Source organism: Glacieibacterium sp. (genome assembly GCF_965200405.1).
In the GTDB taxonomy this organism is placed as follows: domain Bacteria; phylum Pseudomonadota; class Alphaproteobacteria; order Sphingomonadales; family Sphingomonadaceae; genus Glacieibacterium.
In genome coordinates this window covers 2758316-2775570 of record NZ_OZ241356.1, presented here as the reverse complement: position 1 = coordinate 2775570, position 17255 = coordinate 2758316, and the positions used below count along the sequence as shown (strand labels likewise).

At 62.1% G+C, this 17255-nt stretch carries 13 protein-coding genes and 1 pseudogene; 3 read left to right on the top strand and 11 right to left on the bottom strand.

Going from position 1 to position 17255, the window contains the following annotated elements:
* Positions 1-6: 6 nt before the first annotated feature.
* The 10 genes and pseudogenes from ACOFKW_RS12910 to ACOFKW_RS12865 all read right to left on the bottom strand — a co-directional run bounded on the left by ACOFKW_RS12910 (position 7) and on the right by ACOFKW_RS12865 (position 12915).
* Positions 7-1917, bottom strand: a complete 1911-nt coding sequence (locus ACOFKW_RS12910; protein WP_419814555.1) for a PQQ-binding-like beta-propeller repeat protein — start codon at positions 1915-1917, stop codon at positions 7-9.
* On the bottom strand, positions 1914-2834 hold the full coding sequence (locus tag ACOFKW_RS12905; protein ID WP_419814554.1) for a cupin domain-containing protein: 921 nt from the start codon (positions 2832-2834) through the stop codon (positions 1914-1916). Before ACOFKW_RS12905 ends, ACOFKW_RS12910 begins: the two co-directional genes overlap by 4 nt.
* Before the next feature lie 149 nt (positions 2835-2983).
* Positions 2984-3331, bottom strand: coding sequence for a hypothetical protein (locus ACOFKW_RS12900; RefSeq protein ID WP_419814553.1), 348 nt, complete (start codon positions 3329-3331; stop codon positions 2984-2986).
* A gap of 5 nt (positions 3332-3336) precedes the next feature.
* Positions 3337-4470: an aldose epimerase family protein gene (locus ACOFKW_RS12895; protein ID WP_419814552.1), complete on the bottom strand. Its 1134-nt coding sequence runs from the start codon at positions 4468-4470 to the stop codon at positions 3337-3339.
* Positions 4471-4495: 25 nt separating this feature from the next.
* Entirely contained in the window at positions 4496-5401 is a 906-nt protein-coding gene (locus tag ACOFKW_RS12890) for a TonB-dependent receptor domain-containing protein (protein WP_419816939.1), read from the bottom strand.
* A 45-nt stretch (positions 5402-5446) separates the two neighbouring features.
* Entirely contained in the window at positions 5447-7639 is a 2193-nt protein-coding gene (locus tag ACOFKW_RS12885) for a TonB-dependent receptor plug domain-containing protein (RefSeq protein WP_419814551.1), read from the bottom strand.
* 80 nt (positions 7640-7719) lie between these two features.
* Positions 7720-8553 (bottom strand): FecR family protein, encoded by an 834-nt coding sequence (locus ACOFKW_RS12880; RefSeq protein ID WP_419816938.1) that lies wholly within the window; start codon positions 8551-8553, stop codon positions 7720-7722.
* Positions 8554-8604: 51 nt separating this feature from the next.
* Positions 8605-8700 (bottom strand): annotated as a pseudogene (locus tag ACOFKW_RS12875) (hypothetical protein); the annotation flags it as partial.
* Complete coding sequence (locus ACOFKW_RS12870) at positions 8669-9268, bottom strand: RNA polymerase sigma factor (protein ID WP_419814550.1); 600 nt, start codon at positions 9266-9268, stop codon at positions 8669-8671. The pseudogene ACOFKW_RS12875 and the gene ACOFKW_RS12870, both read right to left, overlap by 32 nt.
* Positions 9269-9900: 632 nt before the next feature.
* Positions 9901-12915 (bottom strand): TonB-dependent receptor, encoded by a 3015-nt coding sequence (locus ACOFKW_RS12865; protein ID WP_419814549.1) that lies wholly within the window; start codon positions 12913-12915, stop codon positions 9901-9903.
* 349 nt (positions 12916-13264) lie between these two features.
* On the opposite strand from ACOFKW_RS12865, the gene ACOFKW_RS12860 reads away from it, so the two are divergent.
* Together ACOFKW_RS12860 and ACOFKW_RS12855 are read left to right on the top strand one after the other, a co-directional pair.
* Positions 13265-13954 (top strand): SapC family protein, encoded by a 690-nt coding sequence (locus ACOFKW_RS12860; protein ID WP_419814548.1) that lies wholly within the window; start codon positions 13265-13267, stop codon positions 13952-13954.
* Positions 13951-14973 carry a cupin-like domain-containing protein gene (locus ACOFKW_RS12855; protein WP_419816937.1) on the top strand — a complete coding sequence of 341 codons (1023 nt, stop codon included), beginning with the start codon at positions 13951-13953 and terminating at the stop codon, positions 14971-14973. The genes ACOFKW_RS12860 and ACOFKW_RS12855 overlap by 4 nt, the downstream gene beginning before the upstream one ends.
* Before the next feature lie 11 nt (positions 14974-14984).
* On the opposite strand, the gene araD1 is transcribed toward ACOFKW_RS12855, so the two are convergent.
* Positions 14985-15998 carry an AraD1 family protein gene (gene araD1 / locus ACOFKW_RS12850; protein WP_419814547.1) on the bottom strand — a complete coding sequence of 338 codons (1014 nt, stop codon included), beginning with the start codon at positions 15996-15998 and terminating at the stop codon, positions 14985-14987.
* 170 nt (positions 15999-16168) lie between these two features.
* Between araD1 and ACOFKW_RS12845 the strand changes: the two genes are divergently transcribed.
* Positions 16169-17239 (top strand): alpha/beta hydrolase, encoded by a 1071-nt coding sequence (locus ACOFKW_RS12845; RefSeq protein ID WP_419814546.1) that lies wholly within the window; start codon positions 16169-16171, stop codon positions 17237-17239.
* Positions 17240-17255 lie beyond the last annotated feature (16 nt).

Sequence of the window (17255 nt, the reverse complement as noted above, 5' to 3'; positions counted from 1 at the left end):
ACAACGTCACTCAGGCGGAAGTGCGAACGCCAGAACCTCGTCGCTCGACACGGGCGCACCGTTAAAGCCTCCGGTGGCGACTGCCGCCACATATTGCCGACCGCTCTTGCCGCGGTAGGCCATCGTCGAGCCATACATCGAGGCAGGCAGCGGTGCGGTCCACAGAATCGCCCCGGTCCGAGTGTCGAAAGCGCGCATCTTCTTCTCGTCGGTGCCGCCGAAGAAGATCAGCCCGGAAGCGGTCGCAACCGGCGCGCCCGAGCTCAAGCGGCCGGTGTCGCGCAACCCCTCGGGCAGACTGTCGGTGGTGCCCAACGGCCGCCGCCAAGCGACTTGGCCGGTATCGACGTTGACGGCGACCATTTCGCCCCAAGGTGGCTTGGAACACGGCGTCCGCGTCGCGCGATCCCAGAAATACTGATAGCCACGGGCCAGGTCGTAGGAGCCGTCGGGCTGCTTCGCCAGTTGCTGCGGGCTGGCCAGCGTGTTGACGTTGGTGATGTAGAGGCGGTTCGCCGCGTCGAAAGCACCGCCGCCAAAGTCGATCCCGCCCAAGCTGCCGGGGAAGAACGCCACAGCTGAGTCAGCACGGAGCGGCTGATACATCTTCGACGGCACGATCTTGAGATCGGCGACGACGCTCTCGCAACGCGCCTTGATCTCAGGGGTCAGGTCGGCGAGGTCCGACATCTCGAACGACAGCCGCGTCAACGGCAGCGGCAGGACCGGCATTGGCTGCGTCGGCCACGGCTTTTCGTCCGGAATGTCGGTTTCCTGAGGCACAGGCACCTCGTTGACATCGTACAGCGGTTTGCCGGTGACACGGTCTAGGATGAACATGATCGCCATCTTGCTCATCACCGCAATGGCCGGGATCGTGCGCCCGTTGCGCTTGACGTCGACCAGCGTCGCCGCAGGCAGGTCGACGTCCCAGATGTCGTGATGCACGACTTGGAAATGCCATTTGTACTTGCCGGTCGCCGCATCGACCGCGACGATCGAATTGCCGTACAGATTGATGCCCGGGCGATCACCACCCCAGCGGTCGAAACTGGGGGCGGCGATCGGCAAATAGGCAATGCCACGCTTCTGATCGACGACCGCCTGGGTCCAGACGTTGTTGCCCGAACGGTTCTTGGCACTGTCACCGCCCCAGGTCTCGCTGCCTAGGGTACCGGGCAATGGCACGGTGTGGAAGGTCCAGACCAGCTTGCCGGTCCGTGCATCCCACGCCCGCACGTCGCCCCGCGTGCCGAGCGAGGGCGTTTCTTGAACTCGACTGCCAGTGATGATCAGGTTCTTGTAGAAAGTCGGCGGCCCGCTCATGCCGTACTGGGCCTTGGGATTGCCTCCCATGACCTCGGGCGTCTTCATGTCGACGATCCCGTCGGCACCGAATTTAGGGTTGGCGACTCCGGTCGCCGCGTCGAGCGAGATCAGGCGACCCGCCCGCGTACCGAAAACGATCTGCGGCTTCAGACCACTGGTGGCAGGTAGGTACTGGACGCCACGCGTCGATGCCTGGTCGCGTACCGGCAAGGTGTAGGTCCAGATCTCGCGGCCAGTATCGGCATCAAGAGCGACGACTTTCCCATAGGGCGAGGGAAAGTACATGACCCCGTTGGCAACGATCGGGGTTGCCTGACTGGACGAGAAGCCTGTCGGGCGCGCCGGCCCCGATGCCGGGACGGGAGCGGGTGGCGTCGGCGCAGTCCCGGCCGCGGACACGACCACGGCGGGACGCATATGATAAGTCCAGGCCGACTGTAGCCGCGCTACGTTGGCTGGCGTGATCTGGGTCAGCGGCGAAAAGCGCGAGGCACCGGGATCGTTGCCGAAGCTCTGCCAATCGCCATTCGGGGTTGCGGCAGACGCGATCGATGCGCCGACACTGGCCAGGAGCAATAATCTCTTCATCGGGTGGTTCCTGAACGGCGGGCCAACGCAGCCGCTGCAAGTTGAGCGACATAGGCCTGCTTGGCATTGAGATCCTTGGCGACGCCGATGACCATCAGCTCGAGTGGCGCGTCACCGGTCGAGCGCAGACCGACGGCCTCGCCGACTTCGACAGGCACGGCATCGCCGGTCACGATAGGCGCCTTCGCGGCATCGACCTGCACTTCGCCTTTTCCGGAGATGACATAATAGACTTCGCTCATGCCGGGTTTGGTGCCAGGGCCGACGGAGGCGCCGGGCGGGATCAGCAGGTGGTCGACATAGCTCCATGGTGTCGCAAAGATCGATGGGTCGAGCACGCGGCGGTACTGAACCGTGCCGGTACCGCCCTGCATCCTCTCTACCGGCGCCAGCTTCGCACGGCTGAGCTGCATGCTGACGAACTGCGGATATTTGTCGAGGGCCACGTCGGTGCGTGGATCGCCTAGGTCGAAGTTATCGTAGCTCTTGGTCATCGAAACATTGATGTTCAGCCACTGCATAGGCCGGTCGGTAGGATTATAGACGGCATGTGCGTGGCCCATGCGGTCTGGTACCCCCGCCGGACCCGCAACGACGGAGGTGTGGCCGTCGATGGTGAACTGGGCGTCACCATCCAGGATCACGAACATCTCCTCGGACGCATTATGAAAATGCTCGCCGATGCCGCTTTTGGGATTGATCACTCCGCGGTGAACGAAGATCAGGTTCGTGCTGAGCGCATCGGCGCCGAGGATGGGAGCGAAGTCCATTGTGCCGGCGCCCGCGTGGACGCCGGTGAGATGGCGAAATTTCGACGGATCGGTGTGTCCGATACGGTCGGCCAGGGGCTTTGCTGCAAACGCCGGCGTGACCGACGACAGCAACGCCGCCGCGAGCAGATAGTGATGCCGTGCCATGTCGATTCCCCAGATGTAATTTTAGAACGTCAACTCTAGCGGCTGAATCGTTCGACAGGGGAGGACCGGTAAACGTTGTTGACCCGCGGCGCTACCTGCGCCTGATGGAACATCGGTCCGTAAGGACAATTCAGGCCTCCCAGCCGTGTTTATTTCGCTGGCGCTACCCCGAAGTTCTTGGACAGATAGCCGATTACGACGCTTTGCTCGTCGGCAGAAAGATCCGCACCGCGATCGACCATCAATTGGACGGTCGCCGCCCAATCATCAGGCGTACGCCGCTGACCAAGCACCGTAAGCGCGGAGTGACAACCGCTGCACCGCTCCTGAACCGTCGTCATGCCGGGGCCCGGCGGTAGCGCGTCCGCTGCAGGCGTCACCGCGCCCTGCCCCATCGCCTGCCCAGCCGCCATCATCAGGCCGACCGATCCGACCATAAGGAATGCCATACGCATCATTCGCAAAGTACCTCGAAACACCACAACAACTGCGGTCATCTAAACTAGGAATGAGTGAATTCCCAGACGGTGCGACTATTGAACACCTGCCCCGGCATCAGCATCGTTCGAGGAAAATGGGGGCGGTTCGGAGAGTCGGGAAAATGCTGCATCTCGAGCGCTGCGCCCGCCCGCAGAGGATATTTGACGCCATTTTTCATCAGCCGATCGGTGTTGATGAAGTTGGCAGTGTACAGCATTACCCCAGGCTCGGTGGTCAGCACCTTCAGTGTACGTCCCGACTGAGGATCAGTCATCGTCGCGGCCGGCGCAGCCTCCCCGGGGATCGGCGAGCTCCGCAGTACATACTGGACGTTATACCCGCGGTTGGCGACCATATGTGGATCGGAAGCCGCGATATCCTGGCCGATCGGTTTACCTTGCGAAAAATCGAACGGCGTCCCCTTCACCGCCCGGATCTCTCCAGTCGGCGTATTGTTGGGCAAGGCGTCCATATAATAATCGGCATCGAGCTTGAGGGTCTGCTTCAGGACGTCGCCGTTCCCCGCACCGGCAAGGTTGAAATAGCTGTGTTGGGTCAAATTGACCACGGTCGGCTTGGTCGTGTTCGCGGTGTAGTCGATGATCAGCCGGTCGTCGGCCGTCCAGACGTAGGTTACAGTCGCCACCATCTTGCCTGGAAAGCCTTGGTCGCCATCGGGGCTGACCAGCGTCATACGCACGCCCTCCCCCGCCGGCGTTCGCACGCGCTTGCCTGACCAAAGTCGGGTCCCAAAACCTTGCGGGCCGCCATGCATGCTGGCGTCGGACCTACCTTGGGTGGCGAGCTTGTGCTCGGTTCCGCCCAGGCTGAACTTGCCGGTGACAATGCGATTGGCATAACGGCCGATGACAAGCCCAAACTGGGGACCGTTGTTGGTGATATAGTCGATGGGCGTGTCATAACCGAGCACCACGTCATCAATCTTGCCGCCCCGATCGGGAACACGAATCGCGGTCACGGCCGCTCCCAGTTCCATCACCGAGACTTCGGAGCCGGATGCATTGCGCATGGTAAAACGATGGACCGGACGGTTGTCGGGCAGCGTGTCCCAGACATCCGTCCGGATCGTGGCGGCCATCCCCGGATGCGCCGCGAAACCGGCAACAAGCAGACCAGCGATCAGTAAAGGCTTCATGCGTGTCCCCCTGGTGCGGCTGTCTTCACAGGCGGAAGCGGATGCCAGCGGTGTAATAGCGCCCGATCGGGTCATCGCCGTTGGTGACCGGAACGAAGAAGCCCGGCACTGTGCTGGGGCCACCGGTGTTCACGAACGCGGCCGGCTGCCGGTCGAAGACGTTCTGGACGGTGACGAAGAACTGCGCCGCGCCGAGGTTCCGGGTCTTCAAGCGATAGGACAGGGTAACGTCGGTATAGGCACGTGCCCCGACCCGCGGTGCATCGAAAATCTGCGTTGGATCGCTGCTCCGCCCGGTCGAGCTGTGCCAGCGCTGAAGTAGGTCGATAGAATAGGCGCTGATGTCATAGTGCAGGAATGCCGTCGCGCGGTACGCCGGCAGTCCAGCGGCACCCGCACGGTCGAGCGGCGTCGAGCCCTTGAAGTTCACCAGCACGTTCTTGGGCTGATAAGAGATAAGCCCTCGGATGCTGAAGTTGCCATCGAACAGCGGCGTCGCGTAATTCATCTCACCGTCGATGCCATGGGTGTTTAGCGTTGCTGCGTTCAGCGACCGACTGAAAGTCCTGGTCGGAAAGTTGGCGGGAGTATGGTCGGTAAACGGCAGCGGCCGTTCAAACAACTCGCACAACAGCGAGGTACCGTTGCTGGCCTCACACTCGCGTTGCACCGAGGTGTTGCTGGCGGCGATGCTGGCGATCGCGTTGTCGATGCTGATATCGTAATAGTCGATCGCCAGGCTGAAGCCAGGCAGCCACTGCGGCCGATACACCGCGCCCAGCGTCAGTGTCTGGGCGACCTCGGGCTTCAGGTCCGGATTGCCCGAGCTGATCACCAGCAACGTCGATGTGACGCCGGTGTGAAGGTCGTTGAAGCCCGATGGGTTAATGTTCTGCGGGGCGTAAAGGTCATTGAGGTTGGGCGCGCGAATATCCTGCGAGCGGGTGCCGCGCAGCCTCAGGTCGTCGGTAAGGTGCTAGTCGACACCGACCTTCCAGGTCTTGGCGTTCCCGCTCGTATTGTAGTGGGTGTAGCGCGCCGCAGCATTGACGTTCAGGGACTTGGCGATAACGGAGTCGACCAGGATCGGGATATCGACCTCGATGGCGCCCTCGGTAATGCGCTGGTGCTTATTGCGCATGTCGCCGACGACGTTCGACGCATAGACTGGCGTATTAGCTGTGCAGTTATAGCGCAGGCCGACGCAGCTCGGGCGGTCCGTCGGCTGGGCGTCGCTGCGCAGGTCGACCATCAGGGATCGGTATTCGCCACTGAGCGCGACCTTGACCGGGCCCGCCCAGGTGCTGATCGGCGATCCGGCGATGCTCCCGGCCAGATCGTCCATCTTGTTGTGAAGGTGAAAGAAGGTATCCTGAAGGACATAGTCCTGAGCGGCTTGGGTGAAGGTGTTCGCGCCAAAGGGATTGATCGGTACGCAGCCTGGATAAAGGCTGGGATTAGTCAGCGTGACGTTGCAGACGGTCGTTCCGTCGGGCGCGGTCACCGCATCGAGAGCAGCGAACAGCTTGGCGAAGGTCATGTTGTTCTCGGTCGCGACGCGCTGCCGGGACTCGCTGTGCGAATACGCAACGTCCCAATTGAAATCGCCGAGCTTGCCTTCCAATCCGGCGATCGCAAAATAGCTCTTGATCCAGGCCGTTGGCGTCAGACGCGGCGCCTCGCTCAGCTGCCGGGCAAAAGTGAAGGTCGGCTGGTTCGCGGCAGCCAATGCTGCACGGTACTGGGGCAGCAGGAACGGGTTCTGCGACGAGAACGTCAAATTGTTGATGACGTTCTCCTCCTTCGAGAACTGATTGAACGACCTCGTCGCCGCGCCTTGGAGGTAGAAGTGCGTGTCTGGATCAACGTCGAAGTCGAACCGCGCGAACGCCTGGTCGGAGCGCAGCTTGGCCTGCAGCGTCGAGTTGTAGAAGGTGCCGTCGCCGCCGCTCTCGACGCCGCTCGTACCGGTCTTCGTCCCGTGGACGAAGGGTCGCAAGGTGTCGCCGGGACCACCGAATACCTGGTCGGCGAAGATGCCGTTCTTGATGATGCCGTAGGGGCTGAAGTTGGTCAGCCGGGTATTGGTCACGACGCGGTAGGGGTTGGCGGCGGTACCGGCGCCCTGGGTCGAATAGACCGCCCGGCCATAAGCGCGACCGAGTTTGTCGTCGATGCCGTTGGAATTGTAATGCTCGAAACTCGCCTCGAAATGTCCACGGTCGCCGAACACGGGAAGGCCGAAGGCGGCGCCGATACGATATGAGCCATTGTCCTCGCGGCTCGACTGGCCGCCCTGAACGTTGAACTTCAAGCCGTTGAATTTGCGGTCGACGACGAAGTTGACGACGCCGGTGATGGCGTCCGAGCCATAGACGGCGGACGCACCGCCGGTGACCACTTCGACCCGTTGCAGCAGAAGCTGTGGGATCGTGTTGGTGTCGACCAGATTGTCCGTCGTCGTCGGCGGGAAGCGGTGACCATCGACCAGGATCAGTGACCGACCGGCGCCGACGTTGCGCAAGTTAAGGTAGTTGCCCGAGAAGTTACGCTCTGCGGCGCCGAAACTGGACTGATTGTTCGATCCCGAAAAAACAGGCAGCCGATTGAGCGCGTCGGGGATATTCGACGGAGTAACCTGCTGGATTTGCTCAGTCGACACCACTGTCACCGGTGTCGGCGAGTTGTTGCCGTTGGTGATGACCCGCGAACCCGTCACGACGATGTCGCCATCGCCCGCCGGCAGCGCAGAGGCCGCATCCGCCTGCGGCGGCAACGCTGGTTCAGTCGCGGGCGTCTGCGATGCCGGCGGAGCGGCAGCGGGCGCCGTCTCGGGTCTTGGCTGAACGTATCCAGCCACCGGGTTTTGCGCCAAGATGAAGGTGCGTCCGTCCGCGGTGGAAGCCTTCAGTCCGGTATCACCGATCAGCTGCTGGATCGCCGCGGCGATGGTCATCTGTCCCTTTACGGCGGCGGTGCGCTTGCCCTCGACGACGTTGGCGCTCGCAAGAATCTGGATGTCGGCCTGGCGGGCCAATTCCGGGATACCGCTAGCAGCGCTCTGGCCGGCGACGTTGAAGCTCTTTACCTGCCCCTGGGCTGAAGCCGGCGGTGCAATCGAGATTGCCGCAATCGATGCAAGCAGCACATGATGTTTTAGATTAGCCACGGCCAGATCCCCCATTGGCGCCTTTTGACGCTCCGAACGGTAGATGCTTGGTCCCGGCGTTTCCGTAGTGCCGACGAAAATTAACTTCGCGTCAGGACGATCAGGTCGCCGCGCCGCTCAACATGGGCGCTGGTCATGGCCGATACGGCTTGGGCGAAAGCCTCTGGTTCGTTCGTTCGGAAGCGCCCGACGATGCGCTCACCTTGCAGATTTGCCGATACCTCGATCTTGAGCAAATTGTAGCGGTTGAACTGCGCAGCGGCCTCGCCGAGGCTGTCGCCCTGCAAAACCAGTTGACCCTCACGCCAGGCCAGCGAACGATCGATGTCTACCGACGCTTGAACAGGCGTTTCTGGTCCAGACTTGGCACTGGCGAAGGTGCGGGCGCCGGCACTGACGCGCTTTCGTTCGCTCTCACGGCCGACGGTCCAGACTTCGACGACGCCCTCTGTTACTTGAACATCGGCACCGTCATCGCGACGCTGGACGGAAAATGCCGTACCGACCGCGCGGACGCGGACCTCGCCGGCCGCGACGACGAACGGCCGCGCCCGGTCCTTGGCGACCTGAAACCAGGCTTCGCCCCGATCGATCCTGACATTGCGGACGCGCTCGCCAATCTCGATCGACAAGCGGGTCGAGGTATTCACCGCGGCAATGGAGCCGTCGTTGAGCGGCACGCGCCGCACCTCGCCAAGCGCGGTTTCGATCCTGTCGACATTCCGTAAATGGTTCGCAACAGTCACCAGGCCCACCAGCGACGCAGCGACCGCGCTGCCGCCCCACAGGAACCGGCGGCGATTGATTGGTCGCGGCGGTGGAAGGAGCGCTGCGGCCGAGGGCGCAGGCACGGACAGCTCGAAACCATCGCGCAGGACGCTGGCGCGATCGAGATACACCCATGCCGCCTGCATCCGCACGAACGCGCCGCGGTGGCGCGTGTCCTGCGAAAGCCATGCTTCGAGTTCCGCTGTCGCCGCTTCGTCGAGCGCATCGGCATCGATGCGCGCTACCCAAGCGGCGGCACGGTCATCGATCGCTGCTGATTGCCCGTGATTCAATCGCGCTTCCTAAATGTCGCTCCGCCTGCTCGTCATGTTCGGCAATTGTCCGCGAAATTTCCTTCAGCCCTTTGATGACATCGTTTTCGATTACATGCTCCGAGACGCCGAGGATTGATGCAACATCACGTTGCGACAATCCCTGAATCTTTCTCATCTCGATTACTTGTCGGCAACGGTCCGGCAGTCGGCCGATCAAATCCATTACCCTGGCCAGTTCACGGCGCCCCGCAGTGATGCGCTCCGGCGACGGCTCGTTATGAGCCAGCGGCAAGGCGTCAAGTTCCGCCACGGTATCGATTCGCACGACCCGAGACCGCCGCATCTGCTGCAGTACCAGACTTCGGGCTGTCTGAAAGAAATATGCTCGCCCGTTGAAGATGTGATCCGTGCAGCGCAACCCGGCGATGCGGCAATAGCTTTCCTGAATGATATCCTCGACCGCCGTCGTATCCAATGCGCGGCTCAGCCAACGCCGAACGGCAGCTTCATGCGGCAGTATTTCGCGACTGAGCCATTCGATGATACGCCGCTGGCTATCCGCCTTGACCAGCGTCGAAACCGTCACCGTGTCGCGTACCCGGACGAGCGAAAAGAGGCAATTCTTCCACGGCGCTGGGTCCGAACGGCATGGTTTGGAATACCTGTCTGAGTTCAACAAGATCGTGATGAAAGGATACTTGGAAATCAGAGACGAGACTCATTCTCCAGCGACTTGTTCTCACAGACTTGCCGCTTGAGCAAACAAAGACTGCGCTATCGGGCTTTTACCGGCCGCTGCATCGTCGACATGCCTGTTGGACGATCCTTCTGCTCACGTCGCGGTGCTTGGTCGACTGGTCCACAAATGCTCGGAATGCCCGGCCGTCTTGCGCAACGAACTCGGCCAGCACCCGGTGGCCTTTCGAGACATACCGGATCAAATAAATGTGCTCGACCCCGGGGCGGGTCGGCAGGCTGATGTCCTAGCTCCACCCTGACGTGGACCAGCGTCACTGTAAAAGCGTCCGACATGGGGCTGAAACAATTCGCCGCGATTACGCCCGCCGTCAGCCAGGCGACGATCTAGCCGCCCGCGACTACGATGTTCCGCACTGGAATTCGGTCGCTACCGGCCGCGGTCAGTCAATCGACCAGCTTGAAGAACGAACAGCCGCCGACCTTGCGGTCGAGCGGCTGCAGTTCCTACGACTTAGATGATCACAGCCGGAAGTGCACCCCGAGGGTGAAGCGCCGCCCGTAACCGTAAGCGGTCAAAAGCTGGTTATCGTAGCGACCGTGCGTGCTGTAGGTCTCGTTGTTCACGTTGAGGATTTCGCCGAAGACGCTGATCCGCTTGGTGATATCCCAGCTCGAACTCAGATCGACCTGGAGGCTCGAGTTGACGAACGTCGGCTCGGCACCGAACGCGCCATTGTTCTGCGCTTGGCCGAATTGCAGCAGATACTTGTCGCGCCAGTTGAGCGCGGCGCGGATCTGGAAGCCGTTCTTGTCATAGAAAGGCACGAAGTTGGCCGAATTCGCGAGGCCGGTCACGGCAAAGCCGGTCTGGGTGAAGTCGTTCGGATCATACGGCTTGGTCGTGTTGACGAATGTCGCATTGGCCTGGAAGCCGAAGCCACTGTCGCCGAACACTTGCTGGGCCGCCAACTCGATACCGCGAACCGTCGCGTTAGGACCGTTGACCCGCGACGAGACGGCGAACTGCGCCGGCAGGCCGGTGTTCGGATCGATGACGTTGTTGATCGACTGACGGTTAACGCCGGTGACGATGAAGTTGCTGACGTTCTTCAGGAACAGGTCGACGGCGATGTAGGAGTTGCGGCGGAAGTACCATTCGCCGGTGAGGTCGAAGTTGTCCGACAGGTATGGCTTGAGCGTCGGGTTGCCGCCGGTGGCCGTGAAGGCCCCGGTACGCTGACCGCTGCCGACGTTCAGAACTGGCGTCAGGAAGTTGAGGTTAGGACGCGTGAGTGTCCGCGAAGCATCGAACCGGACGTCGAAATTGTCCGTGATGTTCAGCTTCATGTCGAGGCTGGGCAGCAGGTACGCATAGCTGCTCTTGGTCGACACCGGCACTGGCGTGCTGCTGGTATAGAGTACGGTCAGCAACGTCTTGTCACCGGTCCCCTGCACGAGCGTCCCAGGCACCTGGCCCAGGCCGTTCGAGACGATGTTGGTGACCTCCTCGCGCACACCGGCGTTGAACTGCAGCGGCATGCCTGCGATCTCAGTCTTGAAGCTGGCACGGACAAAGCCGCCCCAGGTCTTCTCGGTGATCTGCTGAACGCTGCCCGGGGCGAGCTTGACGTCGAACGCGCCTGTGAAGTTATTCGCCGCGATCGTCGCGTCGCCGTAGTTGAAGCCAGGAATGTTCTTGGTATGCGGATCGCCCAGGCTGCCCAGATACGCTTGGTAGGCAGCAGCCGAGTAGATCGGGATCGGGCCAGCGAGGTTGCCCGAGAAGCCCGGCAGCCAATTGTTGGTGTTGATGGTGCCGGTGATCAGGCTTGCCGGCAGCGCGACGCCGCCGTTGTTGCCCGAGGCTGGACCATAGCCCGAATATGCCTGCCAGAAGTTGTTGGCGAAGGTATCGCTCGACTGGATATTGAACTTGTCCTCGACATACGAACCACCGAACTTGATCGTGAAGTCATCCTGTTTCCACTGGCCGGACGCCCGCAGCTGCTTGATGACGTCGGTGTTCTTCTGCGCCGAGTTGACGGTGACGTGCGAACCGAAGACCGAGGAGTCGGCAAAGCGGGTCGGATCGCCGTTGACGCCGTAGTTGACCAGCGCCGGGATCGACTTGTCGCTGTTGCCATTAATCACGAGGCCGAGGTTTGGCCCGATGCCATAGCCATAGCCGATGTCGCCGTTCTGGCTGCTGACACGACCGTCCGGGTTACGCCAGCTCTTCGAATAGCTGGCATCGGCATCGACGCTGAAGTTGTCCGTCACATCCCATTTCACGTTCAGCCCAGTCTGGCTGAGTTGGGTGACGTTGCTGTTGGTCGTGGCGTTGAAGTCGGTTTGCGTGCCGGCCTGGCTGAAAGTCAGCGGAACGCCGTTGCTGTCCAGCTTGACGTTGCGCAGATTGCCCGCGTTGAACCAGATACCATAGCCGTTGGAGTCCTGGTTGATCGTCTGGCGCGAGAAGTTCTCGTCCAGGGTGACCATGACCTGCTCCGAAGGATGCCATTGCAGGGCGATGCGGGCATCGACGCGCTCATCCCTGGTGTAGAGCTGGGCCAGGCCGTACTGCTGCGGGAACGCACCGCGCACCGAGGTCAGGTTGTTCGGATCGGTCGCCACGCCGCCGGCGTTCGCAGCCGCCGAGGTTGGCGCGCAGGTCGCAGCGGTGCTGCCGCTCAGTTGGCAAGGCGCGTAATAGCCGAACCCGAAGCCGTTGATATAGGCCTGGTTCGACTGGGTATCGTGGCGCGAATAGGCAACGTCGGCGAGAATGCCGAACTTATCATCCCCGAAGGTGTCGCTGAACAACAGGCCACCGGTCGGCACGACCTTCTTCGAATCCTGCTGGTACGATCCCGAACCAGACGCGGCGATGCGCAGGCCGGGATGGTCGAACGGCTTGGGAAACAGGATGTTGACGGTGGCGCCGAGGGAGTCGGAGCTGAGGCTGACATCGGGCGTCTTTAGGACATTGATCTGGCCGACGAAATCGGAGCCGACGGTGCTGAAGTCGACCGAACGGCCACCGGTTGCCGTCGAAACGCGACGACCATCGAACAGGGTCTCGTTGAAGTCACCGCCGAAACCGCGAACCGTGATGCCGGTCGCTTCACCGCGGGCGCCATCGCGCTGGATCGAGACGCCGGGAAGGCGCTGCAACGAAGCAGCGACGTTCGAGTCAGGGAACTTGCCGATATCCTCGGCCGAGATCGCGTCGACGACGCCGACTGCATCGCGCTTGATGTCGAGGTTGCGCTGCAACGAGCCGCGCAGGCCGGTCACGACAATGTCCGCGCCATCGTTCGGGGTGGTATTGGTTTGGGCGTTGCTCGGTGCGCTGGACTCGTCCTGCGGACGCGCTGATTGGGCCGCCGAAGTGTCGGACGTATTCGGCAGGGCCGGCTGGACCGCGGTCGGCGCGTTCGACTGCTGGCCGGCAGCGCCAGCCTGCTGCGCCCAAGCCGGCGTGGCGACGGCGATTGCCATCAGGCTCGGCGCGGCGATCAGCATCGCCCTCATCGCAGTCTGTGATCGGCGAACCGGCGCCAAGCAGAATTTGCCCGTAAATGTCATTAAGACCCTCCCAAAGAACCCGATGCGTCGTCGTCAGGCAGATTTGATAAACCTAACGAGATCAACGCCGGTCGAGGTTGGGCGCCGCGCAAAGCACGACATGCGATTCCGTCCCCGCCGACCCTTATCTCGAATCTGGCTCGCAACCGTTATGCGCAGAAGGTAGCGCTATCAAGATTAATTTGTCCGCGTAATAGATGATGGCTAGAGTGTTGCTCCTGAGCCACTTTCGGTACGGCGCCGGGGCCTGTAGTGTGCAGTAAGCGGACACCGGAAGCCGCCCCCAGGAGAGATAATGAAGGCTGTTGAGCTCGAAGCATTGAGCCCCGAAGCGCATGGTGCACTCCGCGTGAGTCCGTGGCGTGGCGCCAAGCCTCATTTCGTCCAGGTCGTCCCTGCGGAGTTTGCCGCCGCCGCCGCAACCTGTCCGCTGTTCCTCGTGAAGAACGGCGAGACCGGCCAGTTCTACGTTGGCGCGATGTTCGGCTTCAGGGCCGGCGAAGACCTTCTGACCGATGCAAAGGGGGAATCGGATGCACTCCAGCCGCTCGATCTTGAGCGACAGGGTTTCTATATAGCGGGTGACGACATCGCGATCGATCCCGCGCATCCCCGCTTCACGCAGGATAGCGGTGAGCCGTTGTTCGAGGACGAGGGCCTGCCCGCCAACTATCTCCGTCAGATGCAGCGCGTCTTGTCGCGACTGAAGACCGGCGTCGAGGAAACCGACGCGTTCCTGGCGGCCATGTTGCGGCACAAGCTGGTCGAGCCGATCGACATTTCGCTTCGCTTCGACGACGGCGAGACACTGACGCTGGACGGTCTTTACACGATCAGCCTCGATGCCGTGCAGGACTTAGATGACGCGACTGCCCTGGAGTTCTTTCGCCAGGGCTATCTACAGCTTGCCTATTGCGTTGCCGGATCGCTGCGCCAAGTGCCGCTGCTCGCGCGGCGTCGCAATCGACGGCTTGGCGAGATCTGAGGACGGTGGCGAAGAAGATCGGAGAGATCGAGGCGGCCGCTATTGCCGGCAAGGAGGAGTTCGAGTCCACCGTCGCCGCCGGCGGTCAGCCGGTCGTTCTGCGCGGCCTCTGCGCCAGCTGGCCCGTCGTGACTGCCGCTCTCGAGTCAGACGCGTCGATCTTCGACTACCTGCGCGCCATGGACACTGGGACGAAAGCCGAGGCCTTCGTCGGACCCGCTGAAATTGCTGGACGATACAACTACGGCGACGGTCCGGACGGCTTCAACTTCACGCGTGAGAAGATGAGCGTCTCCGACGTCATTAAGCAGATTGTCGATCCGCCTGCCGCACCGGTCCGCTCCGTCTATATGGGCTCAGTAACCGCGGACGAATTCCTGTCGGGCTTTTCGCGATCGAACCCGCTGGACATTCCGCCCTCGACGGCCGCGCCCCGCATCTGGCTCGGCTCCGCTTCGCAGGTCGCCTGTCATTTCGATACGTTCGACAACATCGCCTGCGTGGTTGCGGGCCAGCGGCGTTTTACCCTCTATCCACCCCAGGCGATCGGCGACCTCTACGTCGGTCCGATCGACAAGACCATGGCCGGGCAACCAAACAGCCTCGCCGTCGGATCGCCGCCGGGTGATCCTCGCTATCCAAGGTTCGAAGCGCTGCGCGGCGAGGCGATCGAGGTAGAACTTCTTCCAGGTGATGCGCTCTATCTGCCAAAGCTGTGGTGGCACCAAGTCGAGGCGCTGGCGCCGTTCAATGTCCTCGTCAATTACTGGTGGGACGGCTTCGCTTCCGGGCCAGATGCGCCGTACACGACGATGCTGCTGGCGATGATCGCAATCGCCGAAAGGCCGGAGCATGAGCGAGCGGCCTGGCGGGCGTTCTTCGACCATTATGTCTTTCGACCGGAGGGCCATCCGCTGGCGCATCTGCCAGAGGCGCGGCACGGCATCCTCGGCGCCCTGAAGAACGGCAATTATGGCCGGATCCGCGCCAGTGTGATGCAGCGGCTTCGCAATATCTGAAGTCGTGGCGTCTAGAGCGGGACGACCTTGACCGCGTCCACCGACGATCGAGTCAGGCGATTGCGCAATGGCAGCGAGAATGGCGCTGCAGCGATTTCGAACTCGTCGCCGGGCTCCGTTACGATACCATCCGCGAACGATAAGGTAGCGGTACCAAAAAAATGCACATGAATGTCGCCGGGCCGGCGAAACTGTGAATATTTGAAGTGATGCGCCTCGAGGTTGTCAATGCTGTGGGACATGTTGGCCTCCCCGGTCAGGAACGGCTTTTCCCAGATCGGCTTGCCGTCGCGCAGGATCCGGCTGGTGCCACGAACGTCGTCGGGCAGCGCGCCAAGCAGTAACTCCGGCCCCAGCGCGGCGGACCGCAGCTTCGAATGCGCGAGCCACAGATAATTGCCGCGCTCAGTGATATGATCGGAGAACTCGTTGGCAAGCGTGAAGCCCAACCGCCGCGGCGTGCTGTCCGCATCGATCAGGTAGATGCCCGCTATCTCAGGCTCCTCGCTGCCGTCGATGGCGAAGTCCGGCATCGAAATGTCGTCATATGGTCCGACCAAGCCCGACCCGTCGCCCTTGTAGAACCATTCCGGCTGCGCCCCGACTTCGCCGTCCACGGGCTTGCCGCCTTCGACACCCATCAGGAACATCCGCATCGAATCGGTGGTGTCGCCCGATGCCGCCGCCTTGTGCATCTTGTCGCGCCCCTCCGCTGAACCGAGATGCGTCAGGCCGGTGCCGGTCAACAGGCAATGCGCGGTATCGGGGTGGTCGATCGGAGCCAGCAACCGTCCAGCCGCAACCAGAGCTGCAAGGTCCAGCACCTCGCCCCTCGCCTGCCAGGCGGCGTCGGCCAGCGAGAGGCCATGCTTCAGGGCGTGCTGCGCCAGCGCCAGGATCGTCTCGACGCCCTCCACCCTCCAGGCGTTGCTGTCGTCGCGGACTGCGACGGCTCGCGCTCCGCCGTCCTGCACATATTGCAGAAGATGCACGCTGTTCTCCTCGTCAAACCCAAACGCTTGCATTTAGACCGCGCCATTGCGACCGACTGACGGCCCATAGAGCGCCTGTGAAACTCTCGGCAAGCCAAATGTCGGACATATTGACGACGTCCGTCGTCAGGGCTTAGGCTGGCGCTCTTGGGATCGTCGAAACCGGATGCGCCAGACATCCGCGACAACAGAGGGGGAATTGCATGACCGGCGACTTTCTGCGGCGCGTACTCACAATCGCGCTGCTGGCGACAAGCGCGCCCTTGCTGGCGCAAACCGGCACCAACACGCCGCCGGTCGTCGCCGGGGCAAAGCCGGTCACCATCGAGCGCATCAAGGTTCATGCGCCGACCATCTTCGGCAACCTAGAGGGCGAGACCGCCGAACGCGACGTGCTGGTCGCGCTGCCGCCCGGTTATGCGGTTAACCCGCGCAAGCGATACCCGGTCGTCTACGCCTTGCACGGTTACTCGATCGGCGCAGATCAGTGGAGCAAGGAGATCCATGTGCCGCAGACCATAGAGGGCGCATTTGCCCAGGGCGCGGCCGACATGATCATCGTCTTCCCGGACTCCAAGACGATCCACAACGGCTCGATGTACTCGATGTCGCCGACCACAGGCGATTTCGAAACGTTCATCGCCCGTGACCTCGTCCGCTACATCGACACGCACTATCGGACGATTCCCGATCGGCTGAGCCGCGGGCTGGCCGGCCATTCGATGGGCGGCTATGGCACCGCTCGCATCGGCATGCGCCACCCCGAGATGTTCGGCGCGATCTACATGATGAGCCCGTGCTGCCTGTCGGCGCGTCCTGCCGGCCAAATGGACCCGGTAGCACTGGCACCGCTCGAAGCGGTGAAGACACCCGCGGACTCGGCCAAGCTACCGTTCATGCTGCGAGCCCAGCTCGCCAGTGCAGCCGCCTGGTCGCCGAACCCCAAGAACCCGCCGCTGTACCTCGACCTGCCGGTGAAGAACGGCGCGGTGCAGCCCGATGTGCTGGCGAAATGGGCAGCCAATGCGCCTCTGTCCTTCGTCGATCAGTACGTCGGCAACCTGCGCCAATACCGCGCCATCGCCATCGACGTCGGCGATCAGGACGGCCTCAAGGTCGATGCCGGCAAGCTGCACGAGGTGCTCGACAGCTACGGCATCGCCAACGCTTTTGAGATCTACCCGGGCACGCACGTCAGCAATGTGGCTTTCCGTTTTCAAAACAATGTTATCCCCTTCTTTAGCAAGAATCTGGCGCCTCGAGCACAACGCTGAGGCGCCCGACGCGGGG